This is a genomic window from Aeromonas sp. 62-46, assembly GCF_001898585.1.
In the GTDB taxonomy this organism is placed as follows: Bacteria; Pseudomonadota; Gammaproteobacteria; order Enterobacterales; family Aeromonadaceae; genus Aeromonas; species Aeromonas caviae.
The window spans coordinates 399,108-419,271 of the sequence record NZ_MKUI01000058.1; the positions used below are offsets into that span (position 1 = coordinate 399,108).

Sequence of the window (20,164 nt, forward strand, 5' to 3'; positions counted from 1 at the left end):
GCAGGGCCGAGATTAGTTCCGATAAGCGCTTGTCTTGTATAGTCATCGCGGAGACTGGAAACCTGCTTGAGCTGTGAATTTAGTGCACAGACACTGAAGTTAAATTACAAAAATGCCTGGTGGTAATGATGAATACCCTCGATAAAATTACGAACAATCTGGAAAGTTTCAGTAAATCAGAGCGTAAGGTGGCTGAAGTGATCCTGGCCTCACCCCAGACCGCCATTCACTCCAGCATTGCTACCCTGGCCAAGCTGGCCGATGTGAGCGAACCGACCGTCAACCGTTTCTGCCGTCGCCTCGATACCAAGGGTTTTCCCGATTTCAAGTTGCACCTGGCCCAGAGTCTGGCCAACGGCACCCCTTATGTGAACCGCCACGTGGAAGCGGAAGACGGCCCGGATACCTATACCGCCAAGATCTTCGAATCCACCATGGCCTGCCTCGATGCCGCCAAGAACAGCCTGGACATCTCGGCCATCAACCGCTGCGTCGATATTCTGACCCAGTCCAAGAAGATCAGCTTCTTTGGTCTGGGCGCCTCCTCCGCCGTCGCCCGGGATGCCCAGAACAAGTTCTTCCGCTTCAACATCCCCGTGGTGAGCTTCGATGACATCGTCATGATGCGCATGAGCTGCATCAACAGCAGCGAAGGGGACGTGGTTGTCCTCATCTCCCACACAGGCCGCACCAAGGCCCTGGTGGAAATTGCCGCGCTGGCCCGGGAAAACGATGCCACCGTCATCGGCATGACCGCCAAGGACTCTCCCCTAGCCCGCGAATGCAACCTGGTGCTCTCCATGGACGTGCCGGAAGACACCGACGTCTACATGCCCATGGCCTCGCGCATCGCCCAGCTCGCCCTGGTGGACGTGCTGGCCACCGGTTTCACCCTGCGCCGTGGCATGAAATTTCGCGAAAACCTGAAGAAAGTCAAAGAAGGTTTGCGCGAATCCCGCTTTGATACCCCGCACTCCTCCTGATCATTCGGGGGTCCGCCCCCGACTGTCTATGCCAACGGGCTTGGTGTAGTATCGAAATTCAATCAAACAAGGCCACCCAGATGGCCTGCCAGTTGGCGCCATGCCACATGCTTGACGGGGCAGTATTTCAAGTCATATCAACTTCACATTGGAGTCTTTCATGCCAAGACGTACAAAGATTGTTACCACACTCGGTCCGGCGACCGATCGCGACGGCATTCTCGAGGGGATCATTCGCGCCGGTGCCGACATGGTGCGGATGAACTTCTCCCACGGCACTCCTGAAGATCATATCCAGCGCGCCAACCAGGTGCGTGACATCGCCGCCAAGCTGGGCCGCCACGTGGCCATCATGGGCGATCTGCAAGGCCCCAAGATCCGCGTCTCCACCTTCAAGGATGGCAAGATCTACCTCGCCATCGGTGACAAGTTCATTCTCGATGCCGCCCTCGGCAAGGGCGAAGGCTGCCAGGAGCAGGTCGGCATCGACTACAAGAGCCTGCCGCAGGACGTGGTATCCGGTGACATCCTGCTGCTGGACGATGGCCGCGTGCAACTGAAGGTCGAACAGGTCGAAGGCACCCGCATCCACACCACGGTGACCGTGGCCGGCCCTCTCTCCAACAACAAGGGCATCAACAAGAAAGGTGGCGGCCTCTCCGCCCCGGCCTTGACCGAGAAGGACAAGGAAGACATCAAGACCGCCGCCCGCATGAACGTGGACTACCTGGCGGTCTCCTTCCCCCGCAGCGGCGATGATCTGCGCTACGCCCGCGAACTGGCCCGCGAAGCCGGCTCCAACGCCAAGATCGTGGCCAAGGTCGAGCGCGCCGAGACCGTCGCCAGCGACGAGGCGATGGAAGACATCATCCTTGGCTCCGATGCCGTCATGGTGGCCCGTGGTGACCTGGGTGTCGAAATCGGCGACCCCGAACTGGTGGGTGTGCAGAAGAAGCTCATTCGCCACTCCCGCCGCCTGAATCGCGTGGTCATCACCGCGACCCAGATGATGGAGTCCATGATCAACGCACCGCTCCCGACCCGTGCCGAAGTCATGGACGTGGCCAACGCCGTGCTGGACGGTACCGATGCGGTGATGCTCTCCGCCGAGACCGCCGCCGGCCAGTTCCCCATCGAGACCGTGACCTCCATGGCCAGCGTCTGTGTGGGCGCCGAGAAGCACCCGAGCCTGAACGTCTCCAACCACCGCATGAACTACACCTTCACCTCGGTGGAAGAGGCGGTGGCCATGTCCACCATGTATGCGGCCAACCACCTGGAAGGGGTCAAGGCGATCGTGGCGCTGACCGAGTCGGGCACCACCCCGCTGCTGATGTCCCGCATCAGCTCCGGCCTGCCCATCTTCGCCATGTCTCCTCACAACAAGACCCTGGCCTGGGCCAACCTCTACCGCGGCGTCACCCCCGTGCTGTTTGATGGCGACGAGACCAAGCCGGTCTACGAGGTGTGCCGCGACGCGCTGGACGTGCTCAAGGCCAAGGGACTGCTGCAAAGCGGCGACATGGTATTGCTCACCCACGGCGACAAGATGGAGACCGTCGGCAGCACCAACACCTGCAAGGTGATGATGGTCGAGTAATCGCCCCTCCTCCCTGCCACAAAAACGGCTCCCGCGGGAGCCGTTTTTTTATGGGATCTGCCCAGGTTCAACCGCGAAACAGCTCCACCTTGTCTCCATCCTGCAGGCTGCCGGCGCCGCGCACCACCACCTTGTCTCCCTGCCTGAGAGCGCCGCTCACCGCCACTTCCCGGCTGTCCCCAAAGAGCACGGTGACCGGCACCCGGTTCACCGTGAGCGCCTCGCCGCGCTGCTCCACCTGATAGACCACGCTTCCCTCGGTGCCGAGCACCAGGGCATCCCGTGGCAGCAGCATGGTGTGCTGCTCTCCCATCGGCAGCGCCACCCGCACTGGCGAGCCGATGATGAAGGTACCCGCTTCCGGCTTGAGGCGCAGCTCGATGAGCCGGGACTTGGGATCGGCGCTCGCCGCCCGCTGGTAATAGATGGCGTGGCTGCTGAGCTGCTCCCCTTCCACCCGCAACCGGGTCTGGGTGGCCAGTTGCCGGGCCCAGGCAATAGGCGCACGCAACCGGATATCCGGCTGATCCGGATTGACCAGTTCAAGCGCCTGTTCGCCCGCATCCACATGCTCCCCCGGCTGGATGAAGTGTTCATTCACCACCCCGTCAAACGGGGCAAAGATGCGGCTTCTGCGCAGCTGCTCCTCAATCTGGCGCACCTGCACCCGCGCCAACTGATCGGCCAGCTCAGCCTGCTCCACGTCATAGCGCGCCTTGTCATACTGGCTCTGGGAGGCACTCTTTTGCTGGTGCAAACGATCCAGGCGCTGGAACTCGGCGCGAGCGTAACGCAGGTTGCTCCCCTCTCTGGCTTGTTCCGCTCTCGCCTGCTCCAGCGAGAGGCGCAGAGTCGCGCTGTCCAGGCGCAGCAACTCGTCCCCCGCCTTCACCCGGCTGCCAAACTCGGCTATCCACTCCACCCGACCGCTCACTTCGGCGCTGAGCGCCGCCTGCTGGCGGCTCGCCACCGTGCCGCTGACCCAGATGCTGGCCCCCGCCTCTCCCTGGGCCACCTCCGCCAGCGTCACCATCTTGCTTTGTGCAAGCGCAGGCAGCCCGCCAGCCAGCAGCAGGGCCCCCACCACCATCCTTGTGAAACCTTGTGTCATCGATGAGCTCCTTGCTCAGGCACGCTGCCGAAGGGCGTGCGGTATGTCGGTCTGCTCCCCCAACCGCAGGAAGGCGGGCAACAGGATCAGGGTGAAGAGGGTGCTGCAACTCATGCCGCCGACGATGACGGTGGCCAGCCCCCGGTAGATTTCGCTCCCCTCGCTCGGACTCAGCATCAGGGGCAGCATACCGAAGATGCTGGTGAGGCTGGTCATGGCGATGGGACGCATCCGGCTTTGCAGAGCATCGGTGACTGCCGACTGTCGGCTCATCCCCTCCCGCTCGGCCATCCTGGTCTGGTGCACCAGCAGAATGGCGTTGTTGACCACCAACCCGAGCAGGATGACGAAGCCGATGATGGTGAGCAAGTCCATCGGCAGCGGCGCCACCAGACCGCTCAGGTGCAGCGCCAGCACGCCGCCTACGGTGGCGAGCGGCAAGGTGAGCAGCACCAGCACGGCATCCTTGAGGGAGGCGAAGACCCCCCACAGCAGAATGAGCAGTATCATCACGGCGAACAGGAAGATGCTGCCGAGGTTGCCGAGCGCCTGCTGCAGGCTGTCGGCATTGCCGGCGACCCGCAGCTCCCCCCCGGCCGGCAGCAACGGCCGGATGGCGGCAAAGCTCTTGTGCTGCAGGGTGTCGAGCACCTGCTCCATGCTCATCCCCGCAGGGGGGGAAATCTGCAGACTGATGCTGCGCCGCCCATCGGATCGGAAGATGCTCTCAGGCCCCAGTTGCGGCTCCACCCGCAGCAGTTCCCCAAGGGGAACGATGCGCCCGGACGGGGTAGCAAGCGGCACCGCCTTGAGCTCGTCCGGGTTGGCGGAGGCCTGCCCCATCAGCAGGATGTCGAGCCGCTCATCCCCGTCGAAATATTCGCCGACCCGCAGACCATCGCCGAAGGTCTGGATGATGGCGGGCATGGGGGAGCGATCCCAGCCCACCTCGGCCAGACGCCTGTCCTGGGGCACCAGCCGAAGCTCGGGAGCGGTGAAATCGAGTCCGGGCTCTGGCCTGACCTGGGCGCCGGGCAAGTCCCGCTGCACTATGGTCATGCTCTCCCTGGCCGCCTGATAGAGTTCGGGTAGCCCACCCCCCTGGATCAGCAGGGAGATGCTGTTTTCACTGTCAAAACCGCCAAACAGGGACCCCTGACCGCCAAACACCCGGGTGTCGGGGATCCCCACCAGCAATTGCTTCATCAAGAGCTGCTCCAGCACCTTGATCTGGTTATCCTCCTTTGGCCGCACCCCGATCTGGGCACCGCCCGGATAGCGCAGGATGTAGTAGTTCTTGAGGGCAGGCTCCTTCTCCCCTTTCATATAGGGGTCGAGGCGGGCAATCAGGGTATCGATCACCTCCTCCCGCTGGGCCTTGAGATTGACCCCTGGGGTGAAACTCATCCAAACGTCGATGGCGTCCCGCTTCACGTCCGGCAGGTAGTTCATCTTGGGCAACATCAACCAGCTCACCAGCACAGGCCCCGTCATCATCAGGACGATGATGGCCCAGCGCCTGGGGGCGGTGGCAGTCCAGCGGATCACATGGCGGGTGGCGCGGCACCACAGGCGCTCAAAGGGATCAATCAGCCGCTCGTGCCCCATCCAGCGCGCCGCCACCGCAGGCAACACCGTGACCGCCACCACCATGGAGACCGTCACCGCGCAGGCGATGGTGAGCGCAAGATCGGCAAACAACTGCCCTTCCACGTCGTTGAGCAGGAGCACCGGCAGGAAGATGGCGACCGTGGTCAGGGTGGACGCCACCAGAGCGGTCCACACCCGGCGGGTGCCCTCCAGCGCCGCCTCTCCCTTGCTGATGTCACCCCGCTCATGGCGCCGGTAGATGCTCTCAAGCACCACGATGGCGGCGTCGAGCACCATGCCGACCGCAAACGCAATGCCCGCCAGGGAGATGATATTGAGGGTTCGCCCCATCACCTTGAGCAAGCAGAAGGTGAGCATGATGCTGATGGGGATGGCGATCGCGATCATCAGGGTCGCCTTGAGCTGGCGCAGAAAGACCCAGAGGATGGCGCAGGAGAGCAGCACTCCTAGCCCCAGGTTGGCGGTCACCATGCTCACCGCCCGGTTGATGTAGAGGGAAGCGTCAAACGACTGCTCCATGTGCAGGCCGACCGGCTCCAGCACCTCCCGGTTGAGCTCCCCGACCTTGGCCTTGATCCCCTCGAGCGCCGCCAGGGCATTGGCACCGCTCTCCTTGAAGATCTGCGCCGCGATGGCGGTGTTGCCGTTCTGGATGCGCAGCACCGGGTTCTCCTCCCGGGCCACTCTGATCTCGGCCACGTCCCGCAGATAGATGGGCAGGCCGTCACGCCAGTCCACCACCTTGTCCCCCAGGGCCGCCACGTCATAGCGACCGGCAAAGCGCAGCTTGTACTCCCAGCGTCCGATGTCGAGGGTGCCGGCCGACACATCCCAGCCGGTCGTTGCCCGGCTGGCGAGCACCGGGATCTCCACCCCCAGCTCGGCGGCGCGGTAAGGGTCGAAGCGGATCTGGATCTGGCGCTCGTTGATCCCCTCGATGTCGACCGTGGACACCCCGGGGATCCGCTCCAGCTCGGACTTGACCCTCGCCTCGATCAGCGCCTGGTGATCGTCTATCTCCCCCTTGGCGCCGGGCAGTTGCTGAATGAAGAAGAAGGTCAGGGTGTCGTTGCTGCTGTAGTTGTTGACGTAAGGACCACCGATGTTGTCCGGCAGCCCCGAGACCCGGTTCAGGCGGGAGATGACGTCAAGCTGGGCCCGCTGCATGTCGGTGCCGAGGGCAAACTCCATGTCGATTTCGGTGAAGCCGGGGTAGCTGTTGCTGCTGAGACTCTTGAGCCCCTGTACCCCCTGCATCTCCTGCTCGATGGGATCGGTTATCTCCGACTCCATCTCCTGGGGCGAGGCCGAGCGCCAGTCCACCGTGATGTTGAGGTGAGGACGGTCTATGTCGGGAAACAGCTGGACGGGCAGTCCCCGGATACTGAGCAGGCCCAGCAAAAAAATCAGCACGACCGAGACCGCCACCCAGATGGGGCGTTCGATCGCCGTTTTGGCGAGGTTCATTCACTCTTCCTGAGTTGTTGTTATCGGCCATTCCGATGGCCTTGCTTCCTGCCCCAAGGGTGGGGGCCATTGCATTAAACTGGAATTAATCGACCTTGTAAATGCCTGGTTAAACAACAAAAAACCGGCCACTAGGGCCGGTTGTCGGTTTACGCTCCGGGTCAGGCTGCGTGCTCGACCGGGTTCGGTTGAGACAATCCTTCCAGCTCGCCAGGAGCGAAGTTGTCCACCTGGATAGCCTCGTAGCGCAGGGCATCGGCGGCCAGCAGCCTGTCCGCCTCCTCCTTGCCGAGGATGGACTGGGACAGGGCCGCAGCCACCAGCTCAGGCAGCGCCAGCTTGCGGGGCAGTCTGCCCTCTTTCTGGGCCTGCACCAGCTTCTTCTCGATGGGCTGCACCGAGACCATGGCCTGGAAGGCACGCTCCATCAGCCCCACCGGATCCGCCTCATCCTTGCCCACATAACAGAGCGCGGTCAGACGATCCCGGAACTCGCCCGGCGTCATCATGGCCAGACAGATGGCATGGCAGCGATCGTCCGCCGGCATCTTGTAACCGACGCCGAACGGGAACACCACCCGCTTGAGTACGGCACCCACCACCTTGTTCGGGAAGTTCTGGAAGAAGCCCTCGAACGCCTTGCCAATCAGGTAGAGGTTGCGCTCCACCGCGTACTGCACGAACGGCAGGTCAGAGACCATGCGGCCCTGATCCTCGTAATGCTTGAGGGTGGCGGAGGCCAGGTAGAGGTGGCTCAGCACGTCACCCAGACGGGCGGAGATCATCTCCTTGCGCTTGAGATCCCCGCCCAGCATCAGCATGGAGACGTCGGCGCACAGGGCCAGCCCTTTACTCATGCGAGAGAGCTGCTTGTAGTAGCGGGCGGTTTCGCCGGCCACCGGGGGACTGTTGAACTGACCCAGGGTCAGCCCCTGGAACAGGGCACCGAAGAAGTTGCCGGTACCGAAGGCGATGTGTTTCATCAACAGGGCGTCAAACTTCTCGAGACCGCGCTCCACATCGGTGTCGGCCGCCGCTTCCAGCTCGGCAAACACATACGGATGGCAGCGGGTGGCCCCTTGCCCGAAGATCATCAGGTTGCGGGTCAGGATGTTGGCCCCTTCCACCGTGATGGCCACCGGAATGCCCATGTAGGCGTAGCCGGTGTAGTTTTTCGGGCCCAGCTGGATGGCGCGACCGGCATGGATGTCCATGGAGTCATCCATCACCTGGCGGGCCATCTCGGTCATGTGGTACTTGGAAATCGCGGTGACGATGGCCGGTGCCTGACCCAAATCCAGGGAACCTGCGGTCATGCGACGAGCGCCTTCGAGCTGATAGGTGAGGCCGCCAATGCGGGCCAGCGCTTCCTGCACCCCTTCAAACTTGCCGATGGACATGCCGAACTGCTTGCGCACGTAGGAGTAGGCGCCCACGGTGCGGCTCGCCATGTGACCACAGGCGGTGCCAAGGGCAGGCAGCGAGATGCCGCGACCGGCGGAGAGGCACTCCACCAGCATGCGCCAGCCACGGCCGGCGTAATCCGGGCCACCGATGATCCAGTCGAGCGGAATGAACACATCCTTGCCGAAGGTCGGGCCGTTCAGGAACGCCAGCCCCATGGGGTAGTGGCGATCGCCGACGCGCACGCCAGGGTGACTGGTCGGGATCAGCGCACAGGTGATGCCGATCTCTTCCTTGTCACCCAGCAGTTTTTCCGGGTCATAGAGCTTGAACGCCAGCCCCAGCACGGTGGCACGCGGCGCCAGGGTGATGTAGCGCTTGTTCCAGTTGAGGCGAATGCCCAGCACCTCTTCCCCCTTGTGCATCCCCTTGCAGACGATCCCCTTGTCCGGGATGGCGCCCGCATCGGAGCCCGCTTCCGGCCCGGTCAGGGCGAAGCAGGGCACCTCCTTGCCGTTGGCCAGCCCCGGCAGCCAGAAATCTTTCTGGGCCTGGGTGCCGTAATGCATCAGCAGCTCGCCCGGGCCGAGGGAGTTGGGCACCATGACGGTGACCGCGACGCTCAGGCTCTTGGTGGCGATACGGGTGACGATGGTGGAGTTGGCAATCGCCGAGAACTCGCGGCCGCCGTAGGATTTCGGGATGATCAGGGAGAAGAAGCCTTCTTTCTTCAGATAGTCCCACACCGGCTCCGGCAGGTCCTTGGTCTCGTTGACGATCTTGAAGTCGTCCACCATGGCGAGCAGGGTTTCGACCTGGTTGTCGATAAAGGCCTGCTCTTCTGCGCTCAGTTCGGCCTTGCCGTAGCCGTGCAGTTTCTTCCAGTCCGGGTTACCGCGAAACAGCTCCCCGTCCCACCAGACGGAGCCGGCCTCCATGGCCTCCCGCTCGGTGGCCGACAGGGGCGGCAGTATCTTCTTGAAGATGCCGAACACGGGGCGGGTCACCACCTTTTTACGGATGGCGGGGACACCGAGCACCACGGCTATCGCCAGCACCAGCAGGACAAGCAATGTGATCATACCGAAGTTCCTTCTATTTCACTGTTTCCGTTGATTATTGTCAGGTGTTACACGGCCAGGGAGAGCCTGGTCGACTCCACGGGCGCCCCGACACCGGACGCCAGATAAGGAATAACGTTGCGCACCAGCCCTTCCACATCGAGCTGCTGGCCAAAATCGGCCTGGGCGATGTCACGCAGGGCATCCGCAGAGGCCATGGTGAAGACGACTGTGCCCAGGGTGAAGTGCAGGCGCCAGAAGAGATCCGCCGGCGACAAATCCGGATTGGCCTTGGAGATGGCCTGGGTGATCCCGTGCAGGGTCGCCCCATAATGGGTGGTAATAAAACGGCGCAGGTGGCCCTGACTGTCGATATAGCCGCGCCCCAGCAACTGCATGAAGAGCGCCGGACCATTCGCCCTGACGGCCGACAGTTTCATCAGGGGTTCGACAAAGCTCTCGAACACCTGCAACAGGGTCAGCTGATCCTGCGCCATCAACGTCTGCAACCGCCCGTCCAGTGCCGGCATGAAGAGGCTCAGATAACGGTCGAGCACCGCCTGGATAAGCTCCTTCTTGGAGCCGAAGTGATAATTGACCGAAGCCAGGTTCACATCGGCCTCGCTGGTGATCAGACGCAACGAGGTATCGGCGAACCCCCGCTCGGCAAACAGCACCTCGGCGGCGTCGAGAATACGGTTCTTGGTATCGATTTTACTCACTGGACACCTCACTTAAACGAATGTTTAAAAAGTACGTTTCACGCCCACCCATGTCAAGAGAATGTGAACAAGTGTTGGCTAAATGTTTTTAATCAAAAAAGAGGGAAGATGGCGGGAACTTCGCGGCGAGACGGCACTCTATATCTATGCCACTGCAATTAAACATTAAGTCTCGCCCAACCTGCGTCATGCTAGTTGGGCATTTTTTTGCCCTGCCGTCACCCGATGCGCCGACAGAGAACCAAAAAAAACCGTCGCAGGGGCGACGGCGGGGAAAACGGGTCTGACCATCCAGTGTCGACCCATCGATGGGTGTTCAGGCTTGCATCGATGTCGCCATCCTCGCAGTGAAACGTCATCAGACTTTGTCAGCACAGACCCAAATTGTGACAAAGTATGGCAACCAGCCACATGGCCCGGCTTCGCCAATCTTGCTATGCTGTCGCCTCATGCCAGAGGGGAGAGAAGATGAAGTATACGGTCGATACCCACACGCACACCGTCGCCAGCACCCACGCCTACAGCACCATTCACGATTACCTGCCCATCGCCAAAGCCAAGGGGATCAAGCTGTTCGCCACCACGGACCATGGCCCGGACATGGCAGATGCCCCGCATTACTGGCATTTCGTCAATCTGCACGTGTTGCCCAGGGTCGTGGACGGGGTCGGCATCCTGCGCGGCATCGAAGCCAACATCAAGAACATCGACGGTGAAATAGACTTCCCCGAGCGCTACGAATCGCGGCTCGACATGATCATGGCGGGCTTTCACGAACCGGTGTTTCCCCCCTGCGATCAGGCGACCCATACCCAGGCCATGATCAACGCCATTCGAAGTGGTCGGGTCGACATGATAAGCCACCCCGGCAATCCCGCCTTCCCCATCGATATCCAGGCGGTGGTCAAGGCAGCGGCAGAGTATCGAGTGGCGCTGGAGGTCAACAACTCCTCGTTCAGTCACTCCCGTGCAGGCAGCGAAAGCAACTGCCGCGCCATCGTCGAGGCGGCGCGCGATCTGGGTGCCTACCTCACTTTCGGCTCCGACTCCCACGTGGCATTCAGCCTCGGCGACTTTGATCACTGCCATCGGCTGGTCACCGAAGCCAACTTCCCACATGAGCGGATCCTGGCCCGCTCCCCCCGCGCACTGCTCGATTTTCTCGAGAGCCGCGGCCGTGCTCACATCCCGGAGTTCATTGACCTCTGATATGCCTTAACATCATGAGCCAACTCATAAAATCGAGTTGGCTCAATTGACTTGTCCGGCTTTTTTCACGACTCTGAACATCAAACCGCCGGTATAGCTCAGTTGGTAGAGCAGCGCATTCGTAATGCGAAGGTCGTAGGTTCGACTCCTATTACCGGCACCAGACAGACGAAGGGTTGACCTCAGTGCGAGGCCAACCCTTCGTGCTTTTTGTCCCGGGTCTCGGGCCAAGACGCCGGTGTGACTGTGCCAGAACACCCTCCCCTTCCAGGACACCGCCATCCGCGACGGTCCTGTTCATCTTTCAGAGCCTGACGCACCAACCTGGCCCCACCGACAGAGAGGGCTGCCAGGCAGCCACGCCCCGGCTGCACCTGGGTGAGCATCGTTATCCCGGGGCGCCTCAGCGCTGGGCATAGATCTGGTCGAACACCCCGCCCTCCTTGAAGTGAGTGCGCTGGATCACAGGCCACGCGCCGAAGGTCTTCACCACGTCGAGGAAGGTGGCGTTCGGGAAACGGTCTGCAAACTCGGCGAGGATCGCCGGGTTGCGCGGGCGTAGATAGTTGCTGGCAGCAATGCGTTGGCCTTCGTCAGACCAGAGATAGGCAAGATAGGCTTCGGCCTCCTTGCGGGTACCCTGCTTGTCGACCACCTTGTCCACCACTGACACCGGCAGTTCGGCCACGGCAGTGACGCTCGGATAGACCACCTCGAAGCTGCCACGACCGAACTCCCGGGCAATCATCTCGGCTTCGTTTTCGAACGTGACCAGCACGTCCCCTATGCGGTTCTGGATGAAGGTGGTGGTGGCGGCGCGGCCGCCGGTGTCGAGCACGGGAACCTGCTTGAACAGCTTCCCGACAAATGCCCTGGCCGCCTCTTCATCGCCCCCCTGCTCCAGCACATACCCCCAGGCAGACAGATAGGTGTAGCGGCCGTTCCCCGAGGTCTTGGGGTTGGGCACGATGACCTGTACCCCCTCCTTGAGCAGATCAGGCCAATCCTTCAACCCCTTGGGGTTGCCCTTTCGCACGATAAACACGGTGGCCGAGGTGAAGGGGGCACTGTGATCCGGCAGGCGATCCGCCCACCCCTTGGGCACCAGGCCCCCATGCTCGGCGAGGGCGTTGATGTCGGTGGCCATGTTCATGGTGATGACATCGGCGGGCAGGCCGTCGATGACGGCGCGCGCCTGCTTGCTCGATCCGCCGTGGGACATGTTGATCTGCAGTGGCTCCCCGCCTTCGGCCTGCCAGTGCTTCAGGAAGGCTCCGTTGTACTCCTTGTAAAAATCGCGCATCACGTCATAGGAGGCGTTGAGCAGGGTGGTCGCCTGGGCCAGCGGGGCGAGAGCCAGTCCTGCAACAAGCAGGGTGGCGGGCACGAGTCGTTTCATTTCACATCCTTGGAATGAGGGGCGAGTGACTGACTATAAGAGTCGACCATTTATTCTTTGAAAGAATAATTACGGCACAGCTTATGCGATAAATGGCATCTCCTGGGTCCAGCGCAACGGATGACGGCGATGAGGTGGTCACCTCCAGGCGGGTCATGATGGTTGCCGAGGGCGGCGCCCATGAGCGTGGGGATCCTCCTGCCCGCGCCCTGACCCGGGCAGGGAGCGCCGTTGTCACCTGCCTCGATTTGGCTTCTCGACATGACAGATAAAAAAACGGGGCGAACCTAGTGGTTCGCCCCTGATGCTTTTTACGTCAACCCCGAGGGGTCAACCCTGTTTGTCTGATGCCGGCTCTGCGTCCTTCGGCGCCTGCCAGCCGCCACCGACGGCCTTGTAGAGGGCGACCTGGTTACTCAGCTGGGCGAGCCGGGTGCTGATGAGCCCCTGCTTGGCGCTGAACAGGGAGCGCTGGGCATCGAGGCGGGTCAGGTAGCTGTCCACCCCTTGCTCGTAACGCACCTCCGCCAGCCTGAAGTAGGTCTGGTTGGCATCCACCAGCGCCTGTTGCGCCTGCAGCTGCTGCGCGTAGTCAACCTGGGCACCGAGGGTGTCCGCGACCTCCTTGAAGGCGGTCTGGATGCTCTTCTCGTAGCTCGCCACCGCCTGCCTGGTCCCCACCTCGGCCACGTCCAGATCCGCAACGCGCTTGCCGCCATCGAAGATGGGCAGATTGATCTGGGGCATGAAGGTCCAGGTGCCGGTGCCGCCGTCAAACAGACCGCTCAGCTGGTTGCTGGCGGTGCCCGCCGTCGCGGTGAGCGAGATGGTCGGGAAGAAGGCGGCGCGGGCCGCCCCTATGTTGGCGTTGGCCGCCTTCAGGTTGTGCTCCGCTGCCAGGATGTCCGGGCGTTGCTGCAACAGGCTGGAGGGAGCCCCCACCGGGATCGGCGCCAGTTTCACCTCGGCCAGGGTGGCCGGTTGTGCCGCCAGCACCGGGATATCGGTGCCAAGCAGCAGGGCCAGACCGTTTCTGTCCTGTTTCACCAGACGCTGGTATTGCGCCTGGCTGACCTTGGCGTTTTCCAGTGCCGTGCGCCCCTGGGCCAGCTCCATCTCGGAGGCAGCGCCCAGGCGGTATTTGTGCTCGGTCAGGGCATAGCTCTCCTGCTCGGTGGCGAGGGTCGCCTGGCTCAGGGCCAGCAACTCCTGATCCGCCAGCAGGGTGAAGTAGGCATTGGCCACCGAGGCCACCAGGGCGATCTGGGTGCTGCGCTGGGTCTCGATTTGCGCCAGATAGGTCTCAAGGGCCTGATCTTTCAGGCTCTGGATCCGGCCAAACAGATCCAGCTCATAGGCGGTGATGCCGATGTTGGCGCCATACTGGCTGCTGATGGTGCCCTGCCCAGTACTACTGAGATCATCGGATCCCTGCTGGCGGGTACCGCTGCCACTGGCGGCCAGGGTCGGCAACTGGGCCGCCCGCTGGATACGGTATTTCGCCTCGTAGGCCTCGACGTTGAGGGCTGCCAGGCGCAGATCCCGGTTGCTCTCAAGGGCGGTGCCGATCAGCGTCTGCAGGGCCGGGTCCTGGAACTGCTGGCGCCAGGGGGCAAGTTCCCCCTTGGCGGCCAGGTCAGCTTGCCAGGAGGCGCCTTGGGGCAGCTCGGGGCGCTGGTAGTCGGGGGCCATGGAGCAGCCCCCCAGCATCAGGGTCACGCCCAGGGCGATCAGGGTCTTAGTCATGGTTGATCTCCTTGGTGTGGACACTCTCTTCCCCGGCATGCTTGCGTTCGGTGAAATAGCGCATCACCAGCACGAAGAAGAGCGGCACGAAGAAGATGGCGAGCACGGTGGCACTGATCATCCCCCCCATCACGCCGGTCCCGATGGCGTTTCGGCTGCTGGCGCCCGCCCCGGTGCTGATCACCAGGGGCAGTACCCCCAGGATGAAGGCGAGCGAGGTCATCAGGATGGGGCGCAGACGCTGACGCGAGGCCTCCACCACCGCATCCCCGAGCCTCATCCCCTTGTCGTGCAGCTCCTTGGCGAACTCGACGATGAGGATGGCGTTCTTGGCCGACAGCCCGATCGTGGTGAGCAGGCCCACCTGGAAGTAGACGTCATTCTCAAGCCCGCGCAGGGTCGCGGCCAAAATGGCCCCCAGCACCCCGAGCGGCACCACCAGCATGACCGAGAACGGAATGCTCCAGCTCTCGTAGAGGGCCGCCAGACAGAGGAAGACCACCAGGAGCGAGATGGCGTACAGGGCCGGCGCCTGGGAGCCTGCCTGACGCTCCTGGAAGGAGAGGCCGGTCCACTCGATACCGATCCCTTCCGGCAACTGTTTCACCATCTCCTCGATGGCCGCCATGGCATCACCCGTACTCTTGCCAGGGGCCGCCTCACCGACGATCTCCATGGCGGAGACACCGTTGTAGCGCTCAAGACGGGGCGAGCCGAAGCTCCACTCCGTGCTGGCAAAGGCGGAGAAGGGCACCATCTGGCCCGCGCTGTTGCGCACGTACCACAGCTTCAGATCTTCCGGGTTCATCCGGAAAGGGGCATCCGCCTGCAGATAGACCTTCTTGACCCGGCCTCTGTCGACGAAGTCGTTCACATAGGAGGAGCCCCAGGCCGCCGACAGGGTGTTGTTGATGTCGGTGATGGAGAGCCCCTGGGCCAGCGCCTTCTCGTAATCGATCTTGATGTCGAGCTGGGGCGTGTCTTCCATCCCGTTCGGGCGTACCCGCACCAGGTTGGGATCCTGCGCCGCCATGCCGAGCAGCTGGTTGCGTGCCTGCATCAGCTTCTCATGACCCAGACCGCCTCGGTCCTGCAGGAAGAAGTCGAAGCCGGTGGCCGTGCCGAGTTCCGGAATGGGGGGCAGGTTGAAGGCGAAGACCTGGGCTTCCTTGATGCTGAACAGGAACCCCATGGCGCGGCCGATGATGGCATTGGCGCTGCGCTCTTCTCCCTTGCGCTCACTCCAGTCCTTGAGCTTGATGAAGGCCATGCCGCTGTTCTGACCGCTACCGGCGAAACTGAAGCCCGCCACCGTCAGCACGGAGTCCACGTTCTCCTTCTCGTTCTCGAGGAAGTAGTCGCGCATCTCCCCGAGCACCACCTCGGTCCGCTCCTTGGTCGCCCCCACCGGGAGCTGCACCATGGACATGATGACCCCCTGATCCTCTTCCGGCAGGAAGGAGGTGGGCATGCGCATGAAGAGCACCGCCAGCACCGCCAGCATGGCCAGATAGATGATGCCGTAGCGGGTGCCCTGCTTGATCACCTTGCGCACGCCGTTCTGGTAACGGTTGGCGTTGGTGTCGAAGAAGCGGTTGAACCAGCCGAAGAAGCCTCGCTGGGCGCCGAATTCACCGTGCTTCATGGGTTTGAGCAGGGTGGCGCACAGGGCCGGGGTCAGGATCAGGGCCACCAGCACCGAGAGCACCATGGCCGAGACGATGGTGAGGGAGAACTGGCGATAGATGGCACCGGTAGAGCCACCGAAGAAGGCCATGGGCACGAACACCGCCGACAGCACCAGGGCGATGCCCACCAGGGCGCCGGTGATCTGGGTCATGGACTTGCGGGTCGCCTCGAGGGGGGAGAGATCCTCCTCGCTCATCAGACGTTCCACGTTCTCCACCACCACGATGGCGTCATCCACCAAGAGGCCGATGGCGAGCACCAGACCGAACATGGTCAGGGTGTTGATGGAGAAGCCGAAGGCCGCCATCACCCCGAAGGTGCCGAGCAGGACCACGGGCACCGCGATGGTCGGAATAAGGGTTGCCCGGAAATTCTGCAAGAACAGATACATGACGCAGAACACCAGGAAGATCGCCTCGATCAGGGTCTGCACCACCTCCTCGATGGAGATCTTCACGAACGGCGTGGTGTCGTAGGGATAGACGATCTCCATGTTGGCCGGGAAGTACTCGGAGAGTTCACCCAGCTTGGTCCGCACGTGCTCGGCGGTGTCCAGGGCGTTGGCACCGGTCGCCAGCTTGATGGCGACGGCGGCGGTGGCCTGGCCGTTGTAGAGCGCGGTCGCGTCGTAGTTTTCACCGGCAAGTTCGACCCGGGCCACGTCCTTGAGCTGGACCTTGGATCCGTCCTGGTTCACCCGCAGCAGGATGTTGTTGAACTCCTCCACGGTGGAGAGCCGGGTCTGGCCCATGATGGTGGCAGTAAATTGCTGATCGCTCACCGCAGGGGTCCCCCCCAGCTTGCCGAAGGCAACCTGGGCATTCTGGGCCTTGATGGCGGCCTGAATGTCGGCCGGGGTCATCTGCACCCGGTTGAGCTTGTGGGGATCGAGCCAGACGCGCATGGAGTACTGGCTGCCGAACAAGGTGATGTCACCGACCCCGTCCAGACGGCTCAGGGGCTCCTTGATGTTGGCTACCACATAGTCCGCCAGGTCATCGTTGGTCATGGCGCCATCGGTGGAGATGAAGGCGGCCACCATCAGGAAGCTGCTGGAGGTCTTCTGGACCCGCACGCCCTGTTGCTGCACCTCTTGGGGCAGGAGCGACATGGCCTGTTGCAGCTTGTTTTGCACCTGCACCTGGGCGATGTCGGGATCCGTACCCGGCTTGAAGGTGAGGGTCACGCTGACGTTCCCTGACGAGTCGGATTGCGCCGACATGTAGAGCAGGTGATCCAGCCCGGTCATGTTCTGCTCGATGATCTGGGTCACCGAGTCTTCCACCGTCTTGGCGGAGGCCCCCGGGTAGCTGGCGGAGATGCCAACCGCCGGCGGGGCGATGGTCGGGTACTGGGCCACCGGCAGGCCGATGATGGCCATGGCCCCGGCCAGCATGATCACCAAGGCGATCACCCAGGCGAAAATGGGTCTATCTATGAAAAAACGTGCCATGAGGCGACTACTCCATCCTACTGCTTGGTTGCCGGGGTCTGTTGTGCGCTGTTGCCGGCACGTTCAGTGGGCGCCACCACGACCCCGGGTTTGACTTTCTGCAGACCGGCGACGATCACCTTCTCGCCAGCCTTGAGACCGGACTCCACCACCCAGCTGTCGCCGGACATGCGGCCGACCTGCACTTCACGCAGTTCCACCTTGTTGTCCGCCGTCACCACCATGACGGTGGCACCGCCCTTGGGGGTACGGGTCACGGCAGTCTGGGGCACCAGCAGGCCTTGCGGGCGCTCGCCCTCCTGCAAGGTGGCGCGCATGAACATGCCGGGCAGCAGCAGTTGCTCCGGGTTGGGCACGATCACCCGCAGGGTCACCATGCCGGTCGCCTCGTCCACGGTCACGTCGGAGAACTGGAGGGCCCCTTTCTCGCCATACTGGCTGCCATCTTCCAGCTGGAAGCTGACACCGGCCCCGTCCTTCTCCCCCTGGGTCAGCTTGCCCTCGGCCACCAGGCGCTTGAGACGCAGCAGGTCGGCGGTGGACTGGCGCACGTCCACGTACATGGGATCGAGCTGGGAGATGGAGGTGAGGCTGTCCGCCTGCTGGGCGGTCACCAGGGCTCCCTCGGTCACCGCCGACTTGCCGATGCGGCCGCTGATGGGGGCCGTGATGCGGGTGTAGGCCAGATTGATGTTGGCGGTCTGCAATGCGGCCTTGGCGGCCCCGATCTCGGCCAGCTGCTGTTTCCAGGCCGCGTCGGCGTCGTCATACTCCTGGCTGCTGATGGCTTTCACCTTCACCAGCTCGGCGTAGCGCTGGGCCTTGAGGCGGGCGCTGCGCTCGTTGGCCTCGGCCTTGGCGAGGTTGGCCTTGGCGGAAGCCACTTCGGCCTGATAGACGGCGGGATCAATCTGATAGAGCAGCTGACCGGCCTTGACGTCGCTCCCCTCGGTGAACAGGCGCTTGAGGATGATGCCGTTCACCTGGGGACGCACCTCGGCCACCCGCAGGGGGGCGGTGCGGCCGGTGAGCTCGGACAACAGTTGCAGGGGGGCCGTATGGAGGGTGACCACGTCCACGGCGGCGGGAGGCATCTCCCCCATGGCCTGCTGGGCCCCGTCCTTGTCACCACAGCCAGCCAGCAGGCCGCTTGCCAGCAAGGCAAGGCCGACCGAACGTGCGAGAATATGTTTATGCATCAAGTCTCTGAACCTCAGTTTCAATCAAAAAGAAGTGACAAAACCACAGGGTTTATAAGGCCCCTGTTGGTAAAACGGCGAAGATGAGGCAATATACATACATTCATGAATGTATGTAAGAAACTTTTTTCACTTTTAAACAGGACCGGAGTCAATGGCCAGACGCACCAAAGAAGAGGCGCAGCAAACCCGCTGCAACATCATGAGCACGGCCCTGGATCTCTTCTGCCAACAGGGGCTGGCACGCACCAGCCTGACCGATATCGCCAAGGCGACGGACCTCACCCGGGGCGCCATCTACTGGCACTTCAAGAATAAAGAAGAGCTGTTCGTCACCCTGTGGGAGGAGCTGTGTGCCCCACTCTCCCACCAGCTCGATGCCTGCGTCGACGAGGCGGAGCCGGATCCCCTGGGCAAGCTGCGCAGCTTTCTCAAGGAGGTGATGCTCAAGATCAGCACCGAGCCCGCCCACCAGCAGATGTTCACCATCATGTTCAATCTGGAATCCATGGAGGGAGAGGCCGCCGTCATGCGCGAGCACATGCACCTGCAATCCATGAATTTCTTCCGGGATCTGGAGATCACCCTGGCCAATGCCGTGCACCGCGGCCAACTGCCCGAGGGGCTGGATCTGCGCCGCGCCGCCACCCTGCTCCACTGCACCCTGGACGGCTACATCATCAACTGGCTGCACTTCCCGGATCGCATCGATCTGATTGAGGAGTCGGACTTTCTCCTCGATACCCTGTTCACCCTCATCGCGAGCCCCACCCTTCGCCGCCACCCCTGAGTCTGCAAGACGCGCCGCCCCCGCCAATGCTCAACAGCCGGGGGCAAACCTGCTAGAGTATCGCCCCCCATCACGATGAGCCCGACACCCTTGCCACACGCCCCCGCGCCGGCGCGCGACGCCGCCCCTCGCCCCGCCCTCGTGGCAGGCGCCCATGCCCCCTTCCTGGCCCTGCTGGGCAGCGGCCGTCATCTGCTGGAGGCCGGTTGCGGGGCAGGAGAGGATCTGCGCCTCTTTCGCCAGCAAGGCCTCACCGTGACCGCCTTCGATGCGAGCCGGGCGCAGGCCGCTGCCGCCTCGCGCCTGTGCGGCCAGCCGGTGCGAGTCTGCCGCGTCGAGCAGATGCAAAGCGTCGTTCCCTATGACGGCATCTGGGCCAGCGGCTCCCTCCCCTGTCTGCCCGAGCACGAGATAGCCCCGGCGCTCGGTCATCTGGCCACCCTGCTCAAGGCCGGGGGCCCCCTCTACGCCTCCTTCCCCCACGGGAAGGGCGAACCGCTGCCACGGTCGGGGGAATATCCCCTGCAGACCCGGCTCGACGAGGCGGGACTGCGACGCCTGATCGCTCCCCTCCCCTTCACCCTGCACCATGGCTGGGTGGGGGAAGATGAAGTGAACGGCCCCTGGCTGCACGCCTTGCTGGTGCGGCGCTGATCCGCGAAAGCCCCCGGGGACAGTGACACCTCACGGCATTCAGCCCATTAACAATATTTAACCCTG

Annotated in this window: 13 protein-coding genes and 1 tRNA gene; 6 read left to right on the top strand and 8 right to left on the bottom strand. The window is 62.8% G+C overall.

Annotated features, from left to right (window positions below):
• Window positions 1-128: 128 nt before the first annotated feature.
• Together BGO64_RS19620 and pyk are read left to right on the top strand one after the other, a co-directional pair.
• On the top strand, window positions 129-983 hold the full coding sequence (locus tag BGO64_RS19620) for a MurR/RpiR family transcriptional regulator (protein ID WP_029314760.1): 855 nt from the start codon (window positions 129-131) through the stop codon (window positions 981-983).
• Window positions 984-1,143: 160 nt separating this feature from the next.
• A complete protein-coding gene (gene pyk / locus BGO64_RS19625) occupies window positions 1,144-2,583 on the top strand; it encodes a pyruvate kinase (protein WP_005324189.1) in 1,440 nt (479 codons plus the stop codon).
• 67 nt (window positions 2,584-2,650) lie between these two features.
• Here the strand turns inward: pyk and BGO64_RS19630 are convergent, their stop codons facing one another.
• From BGO64_RS19630 to psrA, 4 genes are all read right to left on the bottom strand, one after another.
• A complete protein-coding gene (locus tag BGO64_RS19630) occupies window positions 2,651-3,694 on the bottom strand; it encodes an efflux RND transporter periplasmic adaptor subunit (protein ID WP_103261401.1) in 1,044 nt (347 codons plus the stop codon).
• A 15-nt stretch (window positions 3,695-3,709) separates the two neighbouring features.
• Window positions 3,710-6,772 (bottom strand): efflux RND transporter permease subunit, encoded by a 3,063-nt coding sequence (locus tag BGO64_RS19635; protein ID WP_286701224.1) that lies wholly within the window; start codon window positions 6,770-6,772, stop codon window positions 3,710-3,712.
• Between the two features lie 161 nt (window positions 6,773-6,933).
• Window positions 6,934-9,258 (bottom strand): acyl-CoA dehydrogenase, encoded by a 2,325-nt coding sequence (locus tag BGO64_RS19640; protein WP_043155088.1) that lies wholly within the window; start codon window positions 9,256-9,258, stop codon window positions 6,934-6,936.
• Window positions 9,259-9,305: 47 nt separating this feature from the next.
• Complete coding sequence (gene psrA, locus BGO64_RS19645; protein ID WP_005324182.1) at window positions 9,306-9,959, bottom strand: TetR family transcriptional repressor PsrA; 654 nt, start codon at window positions 9,957-9,959, stop codon at window positions 9,306-9,308.
• Between the two features lie 468 nt (window positions 9,960-10,427).
• Between psrA and BGO64_RS19650 the strand changes: the two genes are divergently transcribed.
• Window positions 10,428-11,168 carry a phosphatase gene (locus tag BGO64_RS19650; RefSeq protein ID WP_039041236.1) on the top strand — a complete coding sequence of 247 codons (741 nt, stop codon included), beginning with the start codon at window positions 10,428-10,430 and terminating at the stop codon, window positions 11,166-11,168.
• Window positions 11,169-11,255: 87 nt separating this feature from the next.
• Window positions 11,256-11,331 (top strand) — tRNA-Thr (locus BGO64_RS19655).
• A 240-nt stretch (window positions 11,332-11,571) separates the two neighbouring features.
• Here the strand turns inward: BGO64_RS19655 and BGO64_RS19660 are convergent.
• The 4 genes from BGO64_RS19660 to BGO64_RS19675 form a co-directional block, all read right to left on the bottom strand.
• On the bottom strand, window positions 11,572-12,567 hold the full coding sequence (locus tag BGO64_RS19660) for a sulfate ABC transporter substrate-binding protein (RefSeq protein WP_286701225.1): 996 nt from the start codon (window positions 12,565-12,567) through the stop codon (window positions 11,572-11,574).
• 330 nt (window positions 12,568-12,897) lie between these two features.
• The gene (locus BGO64_RS19665; RefSeq protein ID WP_202042253.1) at window positions 12,898-14,313 is read right to left on the bottom strand and encodes an efflux transporter outer membrane subunit; all 1,416 of its coding nucleotides are present in this window, start codon (window positions 14,311-14,313) and stop codon (window positions 12,898-12,900) included.
• On the bottom strand, window positions 14,306-17,455 hold the full coding sequence (locus BGO64_RS19670; protein ID WP_041213203.1) for an efflux RND transporter permease subunit: 3,150 nt from the start codon (window positions 17,453-17,455) through the stop codon (window positions 14,306-14,308). Before BGO64_RS19670 ends, BGO64_RS19665 begins: the two co-directional genes overlap by 8 nt.
• A 17-nt stretch (window positions 17,456-17,472) precedes the next feature.
• Window positions 17,473-18,654 carry an efflux RND transporter periplasmic adaptor subunit gene (locus BGO64_RS19675; RefSeq protein ID WP_151027377.1) on the bottom strand — a complete coding sequence of 394 codons (1,182 nt, stop codon included), beginning with the start codon at window positions 18,652-18,654 and terminating at the stop codon, window positions 17,473-17,475.
• Between the two features lie 154 nt (window positions 18,655-18,808).
• On the opposite strand from BGO64_RS19675, the gene BGO64_RS19680 reads away from it, so the two are divergent.
• Both BGO64_RS19680 and BGO64_RS19685 read left to right on the top strand, forming a co-directional pair.
• Window positions 18,809-19,444 carry a TetR family transcriptional regulator gene (locus BGO64_RS19680; protein WP_045524073.1) on the top strand — a complete coding sequence of 212 codons (636 nt, stop codon included), beginning with the start codon at window positions 18,809-18,811 and terminating at the stop codon, window positions 19,442-19,444.
• Between the two features lie 90 nt (window positions 19,445-19,534).
• Entirely contained in the window at window positions 19,535-20,098 is a 564-nt protein-coding gene (locus BGO64_RS19685; RefSeq protein ID WP_286701226.1) for a class I SAM-dependent methyltransferase, read from the top strand.
• Window positions 20,099-20,164 lie beyond the last annotated feature (66 nt).